The organism is Enterobacter sp. CCUG 70166, from assembly GCF_020224095.1.
In the GTDB taxonomy this organism is placed as follows: Bacteria; Pseudomonadota; Gammaproteobacteria; order Enterobacterales; family Enterobacteriaceae; genus Enterobacter; species Enterobacter intestinihominis.
In genome coordinates, this window is sequence record NZ_NRIQ01000021.1 from 1 (window position 1) to 20,495 (window position 20,495).

At 45.9% G+C, this 20,495-nt stretch carries 22 protein-coding genes and 1 pseudogene; 5 read left to right on the forward strand and 18 right to left on the reverse strand.

From position 1 onward, the window contains the following. The 18 genes and pseudogenes from CKK19_RS09935 to CKK19_RS10020 form a co-directional block, all read right to left on the reverse strand. A pseudogene (locus CKK19_RS09935) lies at positions 1-188 on the reverse strand (hypothetical protein); the annotation flags it as partial. A 50-nt stretch (positions 189-238) separates the two neighbouring features. Further along, entirely contained in the window at positions 239-1,030 is a 792-nt protein-coding gene (locus CKK19_RS09940) for a hypothetical protein (protein ID WP_000774871.1), read from the reverse strand. A 230-nt stretch (positions 1,031-1,260) separates the two neighbouring features. Further along, a complete protein-coding gene (locus CKK19_RS09945; protein ID WP_001052325.1) occupies positions 1,261-1,518 on the reverse strand; it encodes a hypothetical protein in 258 nt (85 codons plus the stop codon). Positions 1,519-1,583: 65 nt separating this feature from the next. After that, positions 1,584-1,910: a hypothetical protein gene (locus CKK19_RS09950; RefSeq protein WP_000556022.1), complete on the reverse strand. Its 327-nt coding sequence runs from the start codon at positions 1,908-1,910 to the stop codon at positions 1,584-1,586. 242 nt (positions 1,911-2,152) lie between these two features. Continuing rightward, positions 2,153-2,473, reverse strand: coding sequence for a hypothetical protein (locus CKK19_RS09955; protein WP_000834113.1), 321 nt, complete (start codon positions 2,471-2,473; stop codon positions 2,153-2,155). A gap of 294 nt (positions 2,474-2,767) precedes the next feature. Further along, the gene (locus CKK19_RS09960) at positions 2,768-4,018 is read right to left on the reverse strand and encodes a site-specific DNA-methyltransferase (protein ID WP_000104393.1); all 1,251 of its coding nucleotides are present in this window, start codon (positions 4,016-4,018) and stop codon (positions 2,768-2,770) included. 170 nt (positions 4,019-4,188) lie between these two features. Then, positions 4,189-4,797, reverse strand: a complete 609-nt coding sequence (locus tag CKK19_RS09965; protein WP_000833775.1) for a hypothetical protein — start codon at positions 4,795-4,797, stop codon at positions 4,189-4,191. Positions 4,798-4,952: 155 nt separating this feature from the next. Continuing rightward, on the reverse strand, positions 4,953-5,210 hold the full coding sequence (locus CKK19_RS09970) for a hypothetical protein (RefSeq protein WP_001290639.1): 258 nt from the start codon (positions 5,208-5,210) through the stop codon (positions 4,953-4,955). A gap of 64 nt (positions 5,211-5,274) precedes the next feature. Next, positions 5,275-5,703 (reverse strand): hypothetical protein, encoded by a 429-nt coding sequence (locus tag CKK19_RS09975; RefSeq protein ID WP_000069824.1) that lies wholly within the window; start codon positions 5,701-5,703, stop codon positions 5,275-5,277. A gap of 91 nt (positions 5,704-5,794) precedes the next feature. Further along, positions 5,795-6,172: a hypothetical protein gene (locus tag CKK19_RS09980; RefSeq protein ID WP_044704553.1), complete on the reverse strand. Its 378-nt coding sequence runs from the start codon at positions 6,170-6,172 to the stop codon at positions 5,795-5,797. A gap of 405 nt (positions 6,173-6,577) precedes the next feature. After that, positions 6,578-7,723, reverse strand: a complete 1,146-nt coding sequence (locus CKK19_RS09985) for a hypothetical protein (protein ID WP_000339750.1) — start codon at positions 7,721-7,723, stop codon at positions 6,578-6,580. Between the two features lie 44 nt (positions 7,724-7,767). Continuing rightward, on the reverse strand, positions 7,768-8,064 hold the full coding sequence (locus CKK19_RS09990) for a type II toxin-antitoxin system RelE/ParE family toxin (RefSeq protein ID WP_000581857.1): 297 nt from the start codon (positions 8,062-8,064) through the stop codon (positions 7,768-7,770). A 49-nt stretch (positions 8,065-8,113) separates the two neighbouring features. Then, positions 8,114-8,584 (reverse strand): hypothetical protein, encoded by a 471-nt coding sequence (locus tag CKK19_RS09995; protein WP_000170639.1) that lies wholly within the window; start codon positions 8,582-8,584, stop codon positions 8,114-8,116. Between the two features lie 433 nt (positions 8,585-9,017). Continuing rightward, on the reverse strand, positions 9,018-11,408 hold the full coding sequence (locus CKK19_RS10000) for an Ig-like domain-containing protein (protein ID WP_000694552.1): 2,391 nt from the start codon (positions 11,406-11,408) through the stop codon (positions 9,018-9,020). A 401-nt stretch (positions 11,409-11,809) separates the two neighbouring features. Next, positions 11,810-12,061, reverse strand: coding sequence for a hypothetical protein (locus CKK19_RS10005; RefSeq protein WP_000115760.1), 252 nt, complete (start codon positions 12,059-12,061; stop codon positions 11,810-11,812). A 32-nt stretch (positions 12,062-12,093) separates the two neighbouring features. Then, positions 12,094-12,282 (reverse strand): hypothetical protein, encoded by a 189-nt coding sequence (locus tag CKK19_RS10010; RefSeq protein WP_001107529.1) that lies wholly within the window; start codon positions 12,280-12,282, stop codon positions 12,094-12,096. A gap of 236 nt (positions 12,283-12,518) precedes the next feature. Next, positions 12,519-12,950, reverse strand: a complete 432-nt coding sequence (locus CKK19_RS10015) for a hypothetical protein (RefSeq protein WP_001251242.1) — start codon at positions 12,948-12,950, stop codon at positions 12,519-12,521. Positions 12,951-13,053: 103 nt separating this feature from the next. Then, the gene (locus CKK19_RS10020; RefSeq protein ID WP_012695482.1) at positions 13,054-13,569 is read right to left on the reverse strand and encodes a hypothetical protein; all 516 of its coding nucleotides are present in this window, start codon (positions 13,567-13,569) and stop codon (positions 13,054-13,056) included. A gap of 331 nt (positions 13,570-13,900) precedes the next feature. Between CKK19_RS10020 and CKK19_RS10025 the strand changes: the two genes are divergently transcribed. The 5 genes from CKK19_RS10025 (at position 13,901) to CKK19_RS10045 (ending at position 19,380) form a co-directional block, all read left to right on the forward strand. Further along, positions 13,901-14,665: a hypothetical protein gene (locus CKK19_RS10025; protein WP_000277498.1), complete on the forward strand. Its 765-nt coding sequence runs from the start codon at positions 13,901-13,903 to the stop codon at positions 14,663-14,665. 80 nt (positions 14,666-14,745) lie between these two features. Continuing rightward, positions 14,746-15,507, forward strand: coding sequence for a methyltransferase (locus CKK19_RS10030; RefSeq protein ID WP_001447802.1), 762 nt, complete (start codon positions 14,746-14,748; stop codon positions 15,505-15,507). A 93-nt stretch (positions 15,508-15,600) separates the two neighbouring features. Next, positions 15,601-15,864 (forward strand): hypothetical protein, encoded by a 264-nt coding sequence (locus CKK19_RS10035; protein ID WP_000149862.1) that lies wholly within the window; start codon positions 15,601-15,603, stop codon positions 15,862-15,864. A gap of 43 nt (positions 15,865-15,907) precedes the next feature. Next, a complete protein-coding gene (locus CKK19_RS10040; protein ID WP_000491820.1) occupies positions 15,908-16,495 on the forward strand; it encodes a hypothetical protein in 588 nt (195 codons plus the stop codon). Between the two features lie 464 nt (positions 16,496-16,959). Then, entirely contained in the window at positions 16,960-19,380 is a 2,421-nt protein-coding gene (locus CKK19_RS10045) for an Ig-like domain-containing protein (protein WP_000681217.1), read from the forward strand. The last annotated feature ends 1,115 nt before the right edge of the window (positions 19,381-20,495 follow it).

The window sequence follows — 20,495 nt, forward strand, 5'->3', positions numbered from 1 at the left end:
GATTTATTCAACAAAGCCTCATAGAAGTAAAACTCAGTTAAATGAAGATCGTTTTCTTTCACGTATGCCGCCAATTTGCGGATACGCTGTTCAAGCATTGTATCTATCCGTAAGGAAACACTCTGCGGAACGTCACTTGCAAATTCATTGATACAATCAACGGTAGAAACTATGAATTTATTGGTCATGGCAGGCTCCAGGCCACCGGGGAAACCGGTGGCTACGGTAATTGGCAGGCTTAAGCGCCGCAAAGGGTGTCAAGGGAAGGGAGAAGCTTGCTCAGCTTGTCGTAATCGAGCGGAGACAGTTCTGTAACGAGTTCGACCGAAAGACTAGTGTTGTCTTCTTCACACAGAATATAGATTCCGTCTTCTGGCTCTTTTCCGGCACATGCCTTCAGTCGTTTGTTAACGACCTCCTGGGCTGAATCCGCTACGTCGCAGCTCAGGACATAGCTTGCCACATAGCTGCTCTCACCGTGGTAATGCGTCACTTTACACAGAGCATACTGGATACCGGCTTTGTGAGCCTCATTCATGAGACGAGAAAACTGACAGCCATCCTGGTAATAGTGGGTATCCTTTGTGACCAGAATAGTCATACCCCCAAATTCATCTGTCCGGCTTTTACTGCATGTAAATGCAGCAGTAATTGTTACCATTTCCGAGAGGTCGAATACCGACAGCACGGCAGTTGTGAGGCAAATTGCATGGTCAAGATCAATGGTCTCTCCATGAAAAACTGCCAGCCCACTGCTGGTAACTTCTGTTGCGAACAACAGTTCATAATTGCAGTCTGGGCAGGATGGTTGCCCAAAGCTCGGCTCAGAAGGGTCATACTCAGGGTGGTTCTCGATAATACTGAGGATCAGCTTCTCAGTCAGAGAACAATCTGTCAGTGGCTTATCAAGCAAACGCTCACCTTCTGCAATTTCTGCTTCGGTAACGAATGTGATTGCTTCTTGTGCCATTTTTGCCTGCTCCTGAGTGCAGGGAATAATAAACGACGCCTGAGTATAATTATCTGCCACAGTTGACTCCTTGATTATTTAATTAATGTATTTGATGAGAAGATCATAACAAATACACTAATACCAACTAATAACCTGAAGGCGTTTTTTTAGAAAAAATATTAAGAAGAAGAATATGAACACTACCTCATCTTAAATTAATATCATTCAGGATTAATATTCATTTTTTGCAAATAAAAACCGCCAGACGGCGGCTTTTATAAAGAGGGAAATATCATTGGAAGTTGAAATTACTTCACGGCAGGCCGACAAATTACGCGACTGCTGTGAGCTGAAGCGAAACTTGTAGAGGAAACTATAATCACCTTTTCTAAGTCGTCGGCACTGTCAGCAATATGATGCCGGAAAGCCTCCTCTGCATCACCAGGGGAGTCGGCTTCGACCAGGTAGGCCTGATCATCATCATCAAACATAATGCGCCCGGAAATGAGATAAAGTCGGCTCAAATCTGGCGTTGCTGCGCTCGTGCTTCGTTCGTTCAGATTCATTTTTTCTCCGTCTGTTGCTCGTAAAAAGAATGACGCCGGTTTAAAAGGCGTCGCCAGGGTTCGGGCTAAAACGCAGGGTTGCCATCGAGGAAGCTCATTGGCTGGCCAATAGCGGATGCCACCCTGAGAATTTCACCTGGTGTGGCATAACGCAGCATTTCAGAGCGTCCAAATTTCTGATACTCATCTACTGACATCTTTCTCCACTCTGGGTGAGGATCTTTTCCGCACAGTGACCAGTTGCTTTCAGAGGAATCACGACGGAGAACGTACACATCAAGCGAGGCTGTAAGCCCACTTCCATATCCCCGCTGCGCTACAATACGAACCTGAGAACCATCGTCGCGTTGCAACGTCTGGGTTAATTTCGTGATAGGATCCTGAGAATGCATGCCATTTACCTCGTTTTCAAAAGATTTACCGTAAGTAAATGATACCGAATCGAGAATTCTGGCTAATAGGTCAGAAGAAAAAATAATGAATATTTTTGAAGTGTAGGATAATGATTAGAATAAAATGGCCTGAATAAATCGCTAGCGGTTAAATCCGCTTATTTCAGAGAAGCTCTGATTTAGTAGTTAGGGAAAACGATGCGGTGAAAAGTAACTTTTACACCGCAATTCAGAAAAAAGTTTCAATTAGTCACATTACGAATAACCCGGCTTACTTTCGCATGTGCGTTCCCCTGGATGTTAAAGTAAAGCCCCTCAGGCAGACTCGTCGCCCACTTAACTCCTCGCTCAGCCATACGCTTCGGTGTTTCCAGCCAACCACGAGGAATATTGCCCGTAACGTCACCGATAACCCGTGAAATGCATGCTGCTACCCGGATGCCGCCGGGAATATCGCATTCGGATTCAACAATATGCATAACCTCAAATAAAGCACCATGCCGCTGGACATGATCGCCAATGTGCAACTCGATAGGAGAAACCATTTCTGTATCTGACTTCATATCTGTCCACCTTTAATTTAGAAACCGTCTAAATTACCAATATAGTTAATGTACCGGATGTTAATTCAACAAGTTCTGTATCACAACCATCAGTTTTTTTTGTTGGGTCTATATCGGAGAAACAAGTGAATATTGAATACACTCGTTAATACAGACAACCGGAAATGAATGGCACCCTAATTATCTCTGCGGCGTATGCTAAGCCGTTAATATTGTCATTTTATGGTAGAAACAATGCAAAATGAATAAACCGCTTGTCGCTTCAAACCACTTTATCAAAACCGTTAACTTGCATTAAGCCCGATACAGTTCGGCGAGCTCGTCCAGCATGGGGTTACTCTTATATCCCGGTGCGGCCGTAAAAAGGTTTCGGGAAATCGCCAGCCATTCCATGATTTTGTCCGTCGCCAGCCAACGTCTGCCAAGTCGCTCGGCTGCGATGGGAACTTTATGCAGGCCAGCGAAGGGATCTACAACAAGATCTCCCGGCTCTGTCAAAAACTCAATCAGAAACGCTGCAAGCCTGGTAGGAGACGTTGCACCATGCAGCGGAAAACCTAGCTCGCGGGCAATGGAATGGCAAAATCTCGTATCAGCGCAGCTATTGCCGTAAAACAAAGTATTTTTGGGGATCGTTCCTTCTGTTTTATTTCCAAAGGATCCGCTTTTAAGCTGGTACGCCCCATCACCATAAAAGGTCGTGCGATTTTCACCGCCTGCTGCCTGCAATTTAAGATGCTGCTCTGAATGCGGTTGCAGTACACGTAAGTTGTTTGAACGAACCTTACTCGCATCATTGGTAAACCACAGCACAGGCTCATACGATGAGCAGAGCTGCACTCGTTGCTTACATGCCCAGTGCGTTGGCGATGGGGGCTTACTGCGATTCACCCACTGAAGCCTGTCCATGAGCTCAAGCCCCAGCTTGTCACATAATGCCAGTGTCAGACGCTCCAGATACAGAGAACGTGAAGGCCTGCCCCTATTAAAGCTATCTTGAGTGATATTCAATGCCACACTTGCGCCGGGTACAAGCTGTTTCACGATCGGTTCGAGGATACGCAGAAGCCAGTCAATATAAACCTGCTCGCCACGCCCCCCGCCATGCCCGTAGTCTCTTGAATTTCGAAGGAGGTAAGGCGGCGAGGTCAGGCAAAGATGAATTTGCTCTGTGATATTGCTGAAGAAGGCATAGGCGTTTCCAAAAACCGATGCCCCAAGAGAAGTTGAGAAACCGACAACACAGAGCTTTTCCCATGACTCGTGTAGGTTTGTTTTCGTCTTAGAGGAGTATCTCCAGACGCCCCGTTTTTCTGGAACGCGTTCGATGACTCCGGCCTGCCGAAGAGTCTGCTGAAACCAGCGTACTTTGTGTTTGACGCCGCTGGTTCTGGTTTTATCTGACCCAAATTCTTTCAGTTCGTGCAATTCGGCATCCGACATGCCAGTTTCACGCTGCACTTCGCGATAAAGCTCGTCGTTGCTCAACGGCAATTCGGAGGCTGCGTAGATCCGTGCAATTAAATCCGTAGAAATCGTGCTCATCAGCCATCCTTAATGGAGATGCAGTTTAAATATCGGCCTGATGGTTGGAAGGGGGATTACTAAATCAAACCGATCTGTTTATTTATAGGCTTTGTCAGGTCATGCAGCACAGCTGGGCATGCGCAAAGAGACCCAGTCTTCTTTAGCGGAGACACCTTCAAAAGTTGTACTCAATCAGCCCCAAGATTTTGAAACTCAATGTGCTTTTGCTCACACTCCTCCCTGCCCCACGAGCCCTGCCATTCACAGATGTCCCGGTACTTAATTTCCAGCTTATCCATCTGTGAGAGGTTAGCTGTTGCGAAGTCTGGCCATATGTCGTGCCAGCATGCGTTGTACGTGACGCCTGCTGGTGGGCAATACATCATTGCATCAGCATGGATAATTTCAACGCGAGGATCGTTTGCAAACGAGGCCGCAACGAGGTTAATAACGTCCTGTTCTTTTTCAATTACTGTTACATGGGTTACATCTTCTTTTTGAAGAATGGCGTGAAGCACCATCCCCAGACCAAGACCATTAATGAGCACGCGCCCGGTGGCTCGCTCTAAAAAATCCTGGCAGGTTCTGATCTCCATCGGGGTATTGGACATCACCACATCCCAGCCGTTGGACAAACGCCGATATCTACCGGGCGGGATAAACTCGTCTGTATTACCTGTATACTCGGCACGAAGGGCGAGGCTCATCGCCTTATCTGCGGTAATTTCGAATGTGTCCAGTTTCCAGGTTCCGGACGTGCCGTCTTTAACGGGTAAATCAGAAAAGCAGCTCTTCATCAAGGCAACCAAAATTCCAGTAATGTTGTTACGCTGAACCTATCACAAACCTGCTCTTAATACAGTTATCAGGAGTGACAGCGATCTTTGAGGAATCGTTTAAATCACGGGCATCCTGTAGCGGACGCCCGATATTTAATCAAATGTCGCAGGTGTTAAAGGAAGCGTTGCAAAGTTGCAACGTCTTCTGGAGCAACCTCCACGCAGCTCCTGACACTGTAGTGATTTTCGCCGTTGTAGTCGTAAACCCCACCGTCTTCAAAACTCAGCTGTTCAAGCTCGCCATGGCACTCTGAAATGAGTGCCGTCTGGCAAGCATTTTTCTCACAATCGCTGACGAGTAACCGAACATAGCTATTCTCATGGTCGCCGTTTCGGTTCTGGATTTTAACGATAAAGTGTTTTTCAGACATTTGTGCCTCCAGCACAGTTTGAGGTTAATTTAGCGTTGCCCCGGCTCACCGGGGCAAGAATAAATCAACCCTTAATGAAACTGTGCCCCCAGGTGTTAGGCTTAAATGCCTGCTCTTTGATATATGTTTTCATTACCTTGCAGGTTTTTTTCAGGGCTTTGGTATTGGCATCGGTTACTGAGATAAAATGGCGAGAATAACGGTTTTCCCGGTATTGCTTATCAGCGTTTGGGTCAATTGCTTCGCTTTGCAGGAGTCCTTCGTGCCTGCCAATTACTATTACGTAGTTCATTTCACCTGAAACACGATCCGTGAGTAATTGAATGGAAATATCAGTCGCTCGCGTGGCCTGGCTAGCAGAAATTTTTGCATGTAAGAAAGCTCCCTTTCGAAAGTTGGCCGGAGTCAAACCTGTAATATCCTCGGTGCTAAAATTAAGTGAAGATAGAGTTGAAAATAAATCACAGCTAATGACTTCAGTATTATTAGACATAACCCGGCTCCGCTCATATTCATGTTAAGGTAATTATATCAGGTTGATAGCATTACCTAATAACTTGGTGGCAAAAAGTTGTGGTTTTTGATTAACTAAAATTGATGTTCTCAATACTGCTCAAGAATTCTTTCTTTACACCCGGAGTAAAAGGTATACGTTCAATGTATTTATAAAGCGTCGCAAAGGTTTTGGTTTCAATGTTTCGTGAAATAACATCATCAATCGGGTCTTCGAACATATTAATAAAAACATCAATATGCTGCTCTCCGCTTTCTGAAGCTAAAGAGAGAATACAGACCACTTCAATGTAGCGGTTATCCTGCTCTGCAATGAACAACCAGTGCCCTTCGTTAAAGGCTGGTGCAGCACTGAAGCGTTTTACAATAATTTCTGAAAGAGCATATCCTGCCTGATCCAACAGATTAATAAAGTTGAGTTGAGTTGAAACCACGTCTAACGCTTTCATAAAACCTCCTTTTCATCTGTACTTATTATACTGTTACCCATCCCCCCAGCTAATAACCTCCCAGCAAACTTTCAAAAAAAATACCACCTTTAATTAGAATTGAACACATCCTTTTTAAATAACAAAAAGGATTATGAAACCCACAATGTTTGTGATGTGCCACCAAGGAAAAGTAACTTTTATGTGCTCATAAATCTTATTTCGTATTCACTTTCCTTTGTCTTTCGGTCGTAGATTATCAGGGGAAGCATAAGAAGAATATGTGAGGTTTAAGCAAATGCGGTGATCGGGCATTATAATTTGGTGAGGCTATTATAAGTGGATAAAGATAGTCGTAGGTATAGGATCAGGTTAAATTGCATTTTCCCGGTTGCCTTCCCTGGCCTACCGGTTTCAGCTCAGATACTAAGACCAGCGGTAATACTTAAAATATTCCTCATTTGCAGCTATAAACTCCCTCAAACCGTTCATTAATCCCTTCTCAAACGCTGTCACGATAAACCGGTAACCGTCCAGTGTTTCAATGTAGTAAATACCGCCTGGTGTAATTCCAACATGCAACACCTCGGCTGTCATCATAAACTGGCCTTCCGGAAAATCATGCGAAAGGTAAATGAAACCAGTAGTGGCCGATGCGGGTGTGGCATTCACTAAGACCCCGTTAAACTGCTGCCCGTGCCTCGCCGGTACAAGCTCACTTCCCCTGGTTGACTTATCAAGCAGCCTCTTAACATCTTTTTCTTCTTTTAACGAGGTATAGACCCGCACATCACTGTCATCACCTGGGCGAGAGCCGGTGCCAACATGAGCAAGACGACGGTAAGCACTGCGCATATTAACGTGGCAGGATGCCCCTGCTCTACCCTGAAGCCTTACGCCAAAGTCTTCGCAAAGTAACAAAATCTGACGTAGCTGGTTTTCATGCACGGACGCTGAGAGTGAAAGATTGAAACAGGAAAAGGTCAGTTCTAAAACCTTTTCGCGTTTGTCATTGAAATGAGCTTCCAGCCTGATGACTGGCTTTTCCGACATTGCAAAAGCTTTGTCCGTTACTCTGTACCGGCATTCATCTCCGAAACATTCTTTAACAACGCTGGCTATGACCGTGTCGTGTTCTCCATCTTCCGGAGCTGGCACAAAGATTTCAAATTGTGCCGGTGTATCCGGCTCAAGCAGAACGGGATAGAGACGCGGAGAATTAAGCAAAGCGCATTCAGAATTAATGAGCTTAACCCAGGCGCTTTTGTCGTCCGGATCCTTAAGCTGCTGTCCAAGGTTATCGCAAAAGTCAACTATCTGACGGGTATGCTCATCCGTGACTGCACAGATCAGGTTAAGACCATGCGTGGCCATACGCAGTTCCCGGGTTCGGGACTGGGAATTGATCGACCAGGGGTTAAGTGAAAGCGAAATAGGGCTTATGGAAGGGACGACCGTCTCATTCTGCAAATCTGTAAGCTGGCAGTTCGCAGTAGGCTTCGGGGAAAGGGTACTAAATATGTAACTTGCCTGTTGTTTAGTACTGGCCTGGATATAAAACATCGCGTCCATGCTTGTATCCCGGGATGAAATTGAAAATAGCTTCATTTTTAACCTTAATGGATGAGCGATTTATAGTCATGTGCAGACAAATGAACATTATGTGCGCCATCATTCCATTCAAAGAATAATCGATACTTAGAGTTTACTCGAATGGAGGAATAACGGTTTGACGTCATTCTTAAGCGTTCATAACGCAAGCTGTTGGATAATAACTCCCGCTCACTCTGGACATTATCCAGCGTTTCAAGTCGACACAGAATCGCGTTAATAATTTCAGAAGGAATACCTGCCGTTGTTTTTCCATTACGGAAGAACTTTTCAAGCCGTCTGTCTTTAAATGAATGGATCATAGTTCCTCCGTAATAATTGACCTTAAAATTAAATTAAAAGGGCTTTGAATTAATGAATACCTAAAATGCGGGCGGCAACTGCCAGCTGCTTATCACTTAACTGACGCTGGTGGGTTAAAGAAGACTTAAGGCTTTCCAGAAAATTATTACTACTGGATTGTTGGGTGATTGCATCAACCATTTTTTGATGAGACCTGCACCATGCTGTGAACGCAGAACTGTGGGCGCTTTCAGTCCTTAAACGCTCGTCTTGCAGGGATGCTGACACTTTGCGGGCAGCTTGCGCATTAATGCGGTACAGCGCATTCAGCGTGTAAGCAGTACGGGTCGTTTCGAGGCTGTAACCCGTGGCTTTACAAGCCATACAGCGACTTCTATAAAAATGCTTACGCTCTCCCCGCCCATTGCATTTATCGCAAACAATACGAAAAGTATATTCCGCAGTACCTTTTACAGAATCAACACAGCGGATTTTTGCGCTGGAGATTTCAATTCCACTGCGATCATAATATTTGGTCATAATGTGATTCCTCCGGTTAGTTCTGGAGTAATCATGACAGAATGAATCTACTGGCTAATAACCTGAGAGTAAATATTTTAAAAAAACATTGAGAGAGGGGCTGCAAATTTATACACGAAGGATTCAAATATAATTTGTTTAAAAAATTAAGAGCATTCTGAAGTAAAATTGCATCAAAAAGCATTCATGGATAAATCATGTACTGGTGCCAGCGATTTAAACGAGGACATTGTTCCGGTGTAATTACACAGTTTAGCATCATAGATTATAACCAAAAGGAAGGAGTCCTTCCCGTCTCGGGAATATTACTTTCCCGTTTGCAGTTTAAGAGACACTTAATGAGAAAGTAATAATTAAGTCATGCTCAACTCTACATTTTACATTGAGGATGGCGTAACAGGGTACGGCATACTACCGTACCCTTGTGTAGGGTTTATGTTTGAGGGAATTCTATAGTAAATGTGGCCGTGCCAGATTGACCACTTACAGCGGGAGTAACGGGATATGTGCGCTCTTCACCATTACCAAGATCCAGTGACAGCGATTTAGTTTCACCAGGCTGGACCGTAACTCCGGCAACCGTAACGCCGAACTGGGCGTTTTTCTGAACAGTCAGGGTTCCGTTTAACTGTCCGGTAATGATAGAACCGTCCTGACGACGCAACACACTGGTTCGGATGATGGCCAGCGGCGTGTTGTCCGTTGCTTTCAGTGCTACGGCTGTGGCCAGCGTCTTGAGATTATCCAGCATAATCAGGTTAGCTGGCTGGTAGGTAAAATTAAGCGTTTTAGTGGTCCGGTTACCTGATTCGTCAATAGCCAGAGCCTCCAGATGATACATCTGTCCCGATTCGTCAGTATTGGGGAAGATTCTGGGGTATTCAGGAATAAAGACATCCTTGGATAGCGGCGTGAATGCAAGGGTGACCTTTTCAGAGTTAGGTCCACCAGCGAGCTGAAGCGATATCAGGGAAGCATCCCCAGAGGCATCAGTAACGCTTATGCGTAGGTTCTCAAGCCCTTTAACCAGTTTTCCTTCTGCGTCTGCGCCATTAAAGCTGAACGCAATAACCGGAAGCGTTGAGTCAATTTTCAGCGGTGCATTAAGCGTTTTGGTTCCTGTGTTTCCAACAAGATCCGTGGCAGACACGCTAACAACCGTATAATCCCCGTCCGGTAGACCAGCGTATGAGAAAGTGGCGTTTTTGGTTTTATAATCGCTTTCACTGACAGTCACAGGCTTCAGGGTGAAAGTTTCCCCCCGGGCATTTTTAAGGGTGGCTTCGAAAACTTTGGTATCCCAGTAGCTGATGTTCCAGGCGTTGACGCGATCATTATCGGTGGCCGTCATAGTGATTGTCTTGGAGGCCTTGTTTACCTGAGCGACATTAACCACCGGTGGGTTGTTATCCCAGATAACCGTAAAATTACCAGCAAGCGCATCGAATATGCTGTCACCATCTTTTCCCGAGTAAAGATGCAGATACTCAAATCCTTTGTCACTGGTGTAGTTGAAGTTAACCGTCATCTCGCATGAACTTTGTCCGACAGGAATAGTGCAGAACCAGGCTGCATTTTTTACCGTTCTGAACTTTTGCACGTATGGTCGGGGTTCTGCGGTTACCTTTATGCGGCTAATGGTGGCGGTTTTAACGCTGATTGAGGCCTGAGTTAACCACTCACTGGTATCACTCCGGTACATCTCTTTAGCCACTATCTTCGGGGCTATTTCCATCGCCGGGGCTGGAGTGAAGTTGAGGGAGTTATGATGAATTCGTCTTACTCCTCCCGCCAGAGTCTGAAATTCATGATAAGTATCCCCCACATTTGGATATATGTATTTGAAAGTATAGATATTATAAGTGCTATCGGACGTCTGGAAATTCGAGTCCGCCCAGCCATATTTGGAACCGTTAACAGCAGTAAAGTCACTTTTCTTCCTTAATACCCGTACGGAAATAGGGTTCTGGAAGACGGTCATGCCAGACTGATAGGAGACCCATGATCCGGTAGTGGCGTCCTGCACCTGGATGATATCGTCAGGCTTAACCCGATCAATTACGCTTCGGCGGCTTAGTTCGCTCCTGTTTCCCGCTTTGTCATAAAGGTAGATCCCCACTTTATATTCAGAGCGGTTTTCCGGTGCCAGGGCATTGCTGCTTGCGTCGGCGACTTGAACGGTTACGCTACCTTCCACTGTATTAATTTCCGCTGGCTTTTTACGCTCCACTCCAGCGGCATCGGTTATGAAATATTCAGCATTAGCAAGCCCGGAACCTTTATCACTCAGTCCATTAAAGACCAGTGCCTGGACGCTGGCGTACTGCATACCGGCTGGTACTGAAGTGAAGATCGCTTCGCTGCCAAAGTTCCACCCATTTCTCGTATAACTTATGGTACCCGTTGCCGGAGGCGTTCGGTCAATTGCAAGCGGGTAATCCTGCCGGGAGACCTCCTTCCCTTGCAAGTCGGTAATCACCTCTCTGAGGGTGAAGCTATCTTCTCCCATCGCTGGTACGGTCAGAGTCTTGCCGTAATAATCAAAGCCTGTCGAAGATGTGGTACGGTCATCAACGGTAACCAGGCTGCTTTTCGTGCTCCAGATGAGGCTCCCGTCACTTTTCAGCAGACTGAGCGTAATATAACGGTCCAGACCGGAAATAACGGCAACGTCAAAGCTCGTTACCGGATTAATCCATACGGATGCAGGCGATACGGTCTTTTTAACGTTCAGGGTATCTTTAAAGCTGAATTCTGCGATTTCAGCGGAAGCTCCTGCGCTGAAACCTGCAAATGCAATAAGCAGGGCTAGTTTGATTTTCATGGGTTGTCTCCTGATCAGGTTCCCCATGATACTTTTTCAGTGTTCGTGATCTTTTCGGGAAAATAGCTATTTTTGATGTTTTTCTTTTCTGCCCGGCGGGACTTTTTTGTTTACGTGAATGCAACAAAACCAGAAAAGTTACTTTTTGATAGGGTAAAATTAGGTTTCCCTAATTTCCAGAAGCAAGCGAAAGCAGAACTAGCTTAATAGCCATTAAGAACGCCATACCTATTGATAAATAACGCTCCTTACATTTAATGATTTGAGCATTTAAAAATGAATTAGCGAAAGAATTTTGGTTTGCTTTTTATTGCATGAGTAAAACAGTATTAATAATCCGGAGCCATTAGAACGTACTCTAAAGACTCCGGTATACAGATATCTTGCCAGTAAAAATGGCCTTACTCCTCATCATCCCCCAGCGCTTTTTTGATGGCGCGGCGGCGGGCTGCATCACCTACACGATATCCGACTGAATATACGTCATTCAACCGGCGCAGAATAAGATTTATTTCCTCATCCTGAATGTAGGCAGGTAAACACAGAACCACGTCGCCATCTTCATCATAGACTCGAACAACTTCCTTCTGCCCATCTCGCTCGCGAATAATCTGGACATGCTGAACCCTGGTGTATTCTGGGTTTACGCTCATTTTAAGTATCTCTCTGTAATTGTTGTTACCAGTTAGCTATAAGCCGGATAATTCTGGTATTCAGTGTTCTGCACAGCAATCGCCTGCTCGTGGATCATTGACACTGCCAGGCGGGCTTTAACTCGCTTGCTGGTGAGAAAACGCTTCACTTCTTTAAGTTCGCTGCCAGCCGACAGCATATTGAAGACATGCTGTTTGAGACTGTTGTTATTTTTGGCCACTTGTTTCTCCATCATCTTTGTACATGGTTATTTCAGGCTGGCCTGCCAGATCACACACGTTATCCATATGCTTTTGGACCCAGTCTGTTAGACCCAGACCTTCGGCCTTTGCCTGATTGACGTAACGCAGTTTACGTTCAGGGGTAACCCGCATCTGTAGTTGTGCCGTCGCTGGAACCGCCTCTTTCAGGGCGTTAAGGCCCCTCTGATCACGGGCCTGAATTGATGGTTTACCGCTAGGCATCTGATGTATCGCTCTCCCGGCGAGCGGTGGACAGCTCTATTTCTTTTGCGATAGCTTTATCTATGGCATCCAGCTGCATGGCAAACTTGATTTCAAGCGAACAGCGTAATGCCTTCAGGGCGCGTTCTTTGGTGCTGTATTGTGGTATGCCGTTCTGGCTACCATTCATGCCTCGCATGCGGCGGGAGGTTGCATCGACAACCTCTCCCTCTTCCCGTGTGCCGTGAACCGTAGTTCCGCTCCATGTCGGATAAACAGTGCCAGTGGCGGTGTTGAAGCTCCAGCCGTTTTGGTATTCCCCCGAGACCTCTGGTACGGGCATATCGCGTTCAACGCCATAGTCAGACCAGCGTAAAGCGCGGTTTATTCTGGCCTGTGCCACCAGCTCATCATACGCGGCTTGTTCTTTTTTATTCATCGCCATTTAGGGCAATCTCCTTAGAGGGGAATTAGGTGTTATATCGGTACGTAAGTGCTTTTCAGGCCTAATCTCTGACAAGGCCTGATGTGCCAGACTGCCGTTGCATTCACCGTTTTATGGCGGTTGACAGAGCCTCATTAAGAGCCGCAATTAGCTCAGGCGAAGTCGGCTCCAGATTTTTGGAAGCGTTCAGCAGCTCCTGAAGTGAAGAGATTTCCTTTGGCTCCACCTGGTTTGTTTCAGGTGCCGTTTTTTGCACTTCATCCAGTGTACGCTGTGCACCGTTATCCAGCACCAGCACCCCCCCGGCACGAATTTCTGAAATGGTGCGCAACGTATACATCAATTTATCCCAGACACGGCTACCAACCTCGAACCCGGAATCAGCTACTTTTTCTTCATTATGCTTTTGAAAAATTTCTTCTAACCAAGTGGTGAAGCGCTTTCCAAAAGTATTGGCGGCTAAAGAAGTGCAGGAATAAACCTGTTCGACCTGTTTTGTTCCATTTTTATCAGTGAATGTAATGAGACCGATTCGGCCACTGTTAACAGTGTAAAAGCGAGGTTGAAAGCCAGCTTTGAGAAGGTTTTCAATAGCTGAAAAAAAATCTTTTTTGAGCATCGGTTTCAAAATGGTTTTCCTTTTATGCCCGGTGCCGCCGGGGCGGTGGCGTTAAATATACGCCATGTAAGTAAATTAATTTATACCCATTTGATTGTCAATACAAACAAAAAAACAAACCATGTTTATTATTTTATCAACGATGCTATTTTAAAGTCCGTCTAAAATAAAAAACCAAAAAGTTAAATTTGAAGCCGTCCTTCCTAAATTCATTTCTTGCGCATATTAGCACCCTGCTTTAAGTAAATAATTTTTGAAAAAGTTGTCTGGAGGTTATTAGCTCGTGCATCTGGATTGGTAATATAAAGCCAACACAGAAAAGGAAAACAAAATGTATAAATTAGTATCTCCTCGTGAACTGACTGAGATTATTACCGGTTTACTGCTTAAACCTGAACTCCTTGGTGAGCTGGACTCACCAGAAAAGCATCGGATGTTTATGGCAGATTTAGGCCGCGTGGTGGCCGAACATTGTGGAGGTCTGGTAAACAGCGTCGTCTTGCCAGGAACAGAAGTTACAGTGTCGGATGGGTTACCGCTTAATGGCCAGCCGGTACGTTATCTCGGAATCAAAGAGAACATCCCTCACCTCCTTGTAGAGCCTGATGCTTCCTTACCTTCGCTCGCTAAAAACGTCTGGATGTATGCAGATCCTGAAGGCTGGAAAGAACATTTTGGAGCTGAGGAAGACTGCCTTACTCCTGAAATGATGCAGCTGTTCCGTAAAGGTATCCAGGCTCTTCAGAAAGAGCATGACACCCCTGAAATTAGCCTCACACTTCAGGACTGGCGCCTGGAGGAGGAAACACTGCCAGAAGAGGACAGTCAGGCCTATCAGGTCAGCGTTACCGGCCAACATAACATCCACTGTGAAGTTGTTAACAAGGAAGGTAACCCCTGTTTTGGTGTCATGTTCGAAATCGATCAGGGTGTGCCTGCCTTACACATCAACACCGGCGGGGATATGTTGCTCCACATTCATTGCGCCCATAACGGACTCGTTCTGACCCCTGATGCAAGCGGTCAGCGATTTGATAAGGCTCCCGTTGACCGCTTCTCTTATAACAGCCCATCCCTGCTGTTGTCTGCCGACTAACCAAGGCCAAATCTGAATTGTCCCGTTTAAGTAACCAACCCGCTGCCGCCAGGCGGGTAAATCCTCTTAATGGAGTTTTAATGCAAATCTCAACTGAAGTTCTGAACGTCTTATCTCGCTGCCGTGCTGAAGGGAACTTTCTTTTCCTGGCCGACCAGCTCGACCGCAGCATTTATGTTAAGACAAACAAAGTGCTCGAAGCCGCCGGTGGCAAATGGAACCGAAAAGAGCAGGCACATATTTTTACGGCGGATGCAGCTGAGCGTATCGAGCAAATCATTCTGACAGGTTCGGTTGACATCCCACGAGATCTGTTCAATTTCTTCCCTACACCTGAGAATTTAGTCACAGATATGGTTCTACGCGCTGAACCAGCTGCCGGGGAGCGTGTACTGGAGCCAGAGTTTGGTGATGGCCGCATTCTGAAAGCCTTAAAACTGGCGGCTCCGGATGCATTGATTACCGGGATCGAATTGAACGATGAGCGATTCCTTGCAGTGAAGAACGATAGTGTCCTTAGCACAGGAGTCGAGCTGGTGCATACCGACTTTCTTGGGTACCAGCCCGATGAAACTTTTGATGTTATCGTTATGAATCCACCATTCCTTAAACGCTCTGACGTTAAACATGTCATGCATGCCATCGCAATGCTCGCTAAGCGAGGTCGCTTACAGGCCATTCTGTCAGCTGGGGTATTGTTCCGGGAAGACACACTGACAAAAGCGCTCAGGGAGCGAGTCAAACAACTTGGCGGACAAATTTCGCCTCTTCCGGATGATACATTTAGGGAGTCCGGAACAAAGGTCAAAACAGCCCGCCTTGAAATTGATCTTCGCCGCTAACTGACAAGCAACCGGAAAGAAATCTTAATACGAGTAGCCGGTTAAAGTTACCTGACCGGCTTAACTGACTAAATCAATAAAGAGTGAACAGAAATGACGCATACTGCCGTTTCTCAGGCTAATAGTGCTTTGCAGCTACCCACGGTGGAGCATGTCTACGCTCTTCTGAAAGCAAATTGTAAACCTGACCGCTTTGACGGGCGTGACGGACCCGTGTGGGGCCAGGAATACTCGTGGAATCTGGCAAAAGATCGCTTACAGGATCTGGAGAAATACGGTAAGGCATATGTCTCCCGTCATGAAGACCGTATGGGGGAAGGATTTAGTTTTGGTCCTGACCTGTTAATTATTCGCTAACGCTCCTAATGCCTGATGATATGGTAAGCACAACTGGAAAAATATGTTTTCAAAGCCTATGACCACTTTCACACCAGAACGTATTGAACAAATTTTGGAATTTGCCGAGGGTAGTAACCCAAGCGAAGCAATGAGTCTCAGAGCTGACGAAGTTGCTGTACTGGCACGTATTGGAAAGGCAGTTATGTCGATTGCGCCTGTTTATCAGTGCGAGTTTTGCCACCATGACGCAACCGGGCAACTTCAGTGGCACTGGGAAGATGTGAACAAAGCTTTTTATGATAAATACGATCCAGACAGACGCGGAAGACGTCGAATCCTCTATACCGCCCCGCCGATGCCTTTAGTTTCGGCTGACCTGCTTAACATGGCTTCATCTGCTATTGAAGACTTGCTCACTAACAAAGACAGAAGTGGTGCGGGAATGTGGAATGACATTCCAGAACAGCTACGACGCGCAGCAGAACTGGTAATGGATAATAGCCGGGCCGCTGAAACAGAAGCGATGCTGATGCGTCTTTATGTAGAATGTGACACAGGTGAGCGCAGGGGCAACGGCACTCAATCTGGCGTAGCAATGCCTTCTTGGCAAACCGTTGAAGAGGCACGTGTGTTGCTAGGGGTGAAATGATGCAGTTCTCGCCAGGGCAGTTTGTAATTCACAACAAGAAGCGCCTTGCGGAACGAAGGTAGACGTACTGACTGAGGTTCACTCCCCTCTCGACTGGTGGCGTAATGCCGCCAGGTTTTGATTCATATATGCCGTCCGTTAACGCATTTATATCTGACATACCTAATTTATCCTGATTCTTTTTTACACAAAGTAAAAGCATCACTTAATGCGATATGTGGATGCCGATAGTTTCAGGCTAATGTTATAAGTTTTGCAATCGTTGCCAGTTTGGACACCACAGAAATGTCAGATGTAATTCCAAAAAGAAAGATTTCCGTCCTGAACGCACAATAAGGTTTGTCGAAAGGCAAATTATAGATTTGTAATTTCGAGCACCATATGGAGAAGTTTTTTATACTTTTACGAACATAGTGACCTTTAGGAAAAGCTTAAAATAACACCAAACCTAAAGGGGAATAAGAATGAAACATCTCGCTTTTATTACTGCTGTAGCCGGACTCGGTATGTCTGTTCAGGCCCCAGCTCAGATATATGAATCGGCCTTTAAAGACACGAACGGTATTGAGATCCACGCCCCGTCTTCTCGTCTTATGCTTAATCCGGCATCACCGGTAACTTTGACACTTATTTCAGGTCTTGATCGTTTCGTTAATGTCAAAGTCACGAAAGACACTGGAACTGTCATTCTTAATACTACGACTACACGGACGGGTGTATCAGACCGACTAACAGCTGCTGACGGTAGTGAGTTCTACGGCAAAAAAGTAACTTTGCCTGCTTTGGGTGAAGGCAAATTTGTCGTTCAGATAAACGTGTTAGATCTCAATCAGAAGCCTGTAGCGACCTATAACTATAACTGGCTAATTGATGTCACCCCTCCAGCGGCAAATGCTCTTACCGCTAATACTGGTTCTGGCTCTACCGCTGGTGACGTGTGGAAGCTTGGATTAGAGGCAACGGGGCAGTATGACTTCACCTCTTCGGGCGTAAGTGATGCAAATGGTATTGATAAGGGCCTAATATATATTTACAGGCAGGACGGTAGCCTCTACAGCACTACACAGATGCAGTATGACGTATCCGGCCAAAAGATGTACCACACTTACTCTAAGAATTCAGTTAAGGGAACCGGAATACCAGACAGCAACCTGGATGAAGACTTTACTGCAAAAGTTGTTATCTTCGATAACGCAGGTAATAGCCGAACGCTGCCAACTCAAAAATTTCGCTACGACAACACGCTGGGTGAGATGACACTGTGGGCCGTTCATGATCCAAATACGTCTTCCAGCGTCGTACCCGGGGTTTCTAATTATCCGGCTTACAAAGCCGGTATGGTCGTTAACGAAAACCCTATTCGATTAGTCTACCGGATCCCAAAATCTAACTACCGTGCTTATTCAGAAGGTGGGCTTCAGTTCATCAATCAATATTCCGCCCCCAAAGAGATAGCTGTAGACAGCACTTATGCTTATGTTGAAATGACTCTTCCCTATGGCTCAATTAATGGGGATATGGCTCGTATGGCGAACTTTGGCCAGTGGGGAGGGTATTATCCGTCATACAGCCTCGTTCTAAACCCATCTGCAAACCAAACGCCTGCATTTGCGGGTACCTGGGTAGATTTCCTCGATGATAAGGGGAACTGGGTTAAGTGGAAGGATTTTGAGAGTGTGGCTTCATCACGACTGCCAATTAAAATTTCCCGACTTCGTTTTAACGTTGAAGCCCGGCCCTTTGCACAAGAGATCGGCGGTAAGGCGACCTGCACCATTCCGGCAGGAAAAACCTCGTGTGAAGCGCCTGAGACGTTTGATATGGCCTTGGGTACCCAGGGCTACAATAGGATCCTTTACTTCGTTCGCAGCATCAGCAATCCCATTTTGCGGTCTGAGCAATGGATTATGACACGCTGGAACAATAAACAACTGCCGGTAATAAACTCGATATCATATGACGAGACTAACAAGCAGCTGGATGTACTGGCGTCACTTGAAGGCGATGGTAACTGGTTCGACTCGGTCTCATTGAGGGAATTTTATCTTTCCGATAAGAACACCGGTACCCGGATGTCACCCACAGGCGTAATCAAATCTCGTATCTCAGGTAACTACACGATTGCTTATGATTTATCCCGTCAGTCTGAAGGAAAATACAACGTTGAGGTCAACATCAGGGACTTCTTCCAGAACCAGACCAATAAAACTTTCGGAGAAATTGCTCTGGATAACACTCCTCCGACAGTGGCCATAACATTCGACGGAAAGCCGGTAAAAGACGATACGGTAGTGTACGGCCTGGAGAACCTCAGGATCGCTCTGGCAGATAATCTGACAACCCCGAGGATAACCCGTCTTCAGCTCGTAGGTGGCCCCACAGCTGATAACGTTGAGCTTACGTGGTCACCGGCAGGCAAAGATACATACATGCCTGAGTATCCGAGGCTGTTCCCAAATTTCGAACCATCTGAAAATTATTCAATTAGCGTAACAGTTGCCGATAGTCAGTCGAATACCAAAACCTATACTCAGAAGTTCAGTTATCTACCGAATAACCTTGTGCAGTTACATAATCTACGCACATTATCGGTCAGTTCGCCTCTCAAAACGACAGATGGCGTACCCCTTGCGTACCTGTCCACTAACGTTCTGCGTAAGACAAATGGAGAAATTGCTAAAGGGGTCCAGAACGCAACGCTGACTGTGCGGAAGGATGCAGCCTTCGGTATTAAATTTAACGGGGCACAGGCGGCTCCAGGTGAGTCAGTTGAGGTGCAAATAGATATGGGCCAGGGGGATAATCTTCTGTTACCCGTTTATCCTTCCGAAAATGGGAAAGTTGGCACCTCAGAATTCATGATTCAGATCGACGAGTTGAAGTAACTACCCGGAGCCGACAGTAAAACTGACGGCTTCAATTTTACTGCCCTCCTTGACTCCGATCAGCCAGTACGTCTTCAGAGATTCGCAAGGAAGAACCGAAAGAAAAGTTACTTTAATCGTACGTTTCCAGCGATGCTTTTAAAAGACAATGCACACTCGTTGATTACGACAATGGGAGTGAGTGTCGAAACCCTTGAGTAAGGATACCCGGTAAATATACAGCCCCGGGGATCCTCTTCCTTCAACCGGGGATGACAACGGTAGTGAGTCCGGCAACTCACTCCCGTTGTCACTTCTCTGACATATCGTCATACGAGCTTACTCAAGTGCATCCACAAAGATGGGATCGTTTTGAATCTAAACTGGTACTGGTTAGCCAGTCACTTGCATCTATTCCCCCGTCGATACTTAAGTGACAATTGTAGTGATCTGCAATACTGGTGTCTCAGAAACACTGACGACGGTAGAGACTCAATACCCTAACCCCTGACAACAGGAGTGAGCTTAGAGGTGTTACGCTGCTGTCACTTAATGCTTGGGAATTGCCTGACTCACAACCATTGTCATCCGGAGCTACTGATTAACGTTGAACCGCTGGACTTTAATGACAGTGGTAGTGATGGATAGGCTCATTTCCATTGTCGTCATTTTATCGGACAAGCCTCTTCGTCCTACAGGTTTAAGCTGACAATGGTAGTGATTGGATGATCTCACTACTGTTGTCACTCAGTTCTTTGAGCGGACCCTTCCCTCGGTTGGTCGGCATTAACAACGGTAGTGACTCGATTGGCTCACTGCCATTGTCATCGTGTAAATGACGTACCTTATCAGCTCAGCTGAAAGCAATGACAACGGAAGTGACTCTAATTGCTCACTGCCATTGTCGTCGTGTCTATTGAGAGCCTTATCAGTGCACCTGAAAAGCAATGACAACGGTAGTGATTCTAATGGCTCACTACCGTTGTCACCGTGTGTATTGAGAGGATGGTCCACTTAACTGGACGTCTATGACAATGGTAGTGACTTTAATAGCTCACTACCATTGTCGGCGTGTGAATTGAGAGGATGATCAGCTCAGCTGTACGGCCATGACAATAGTAATGACTTAATGAGCT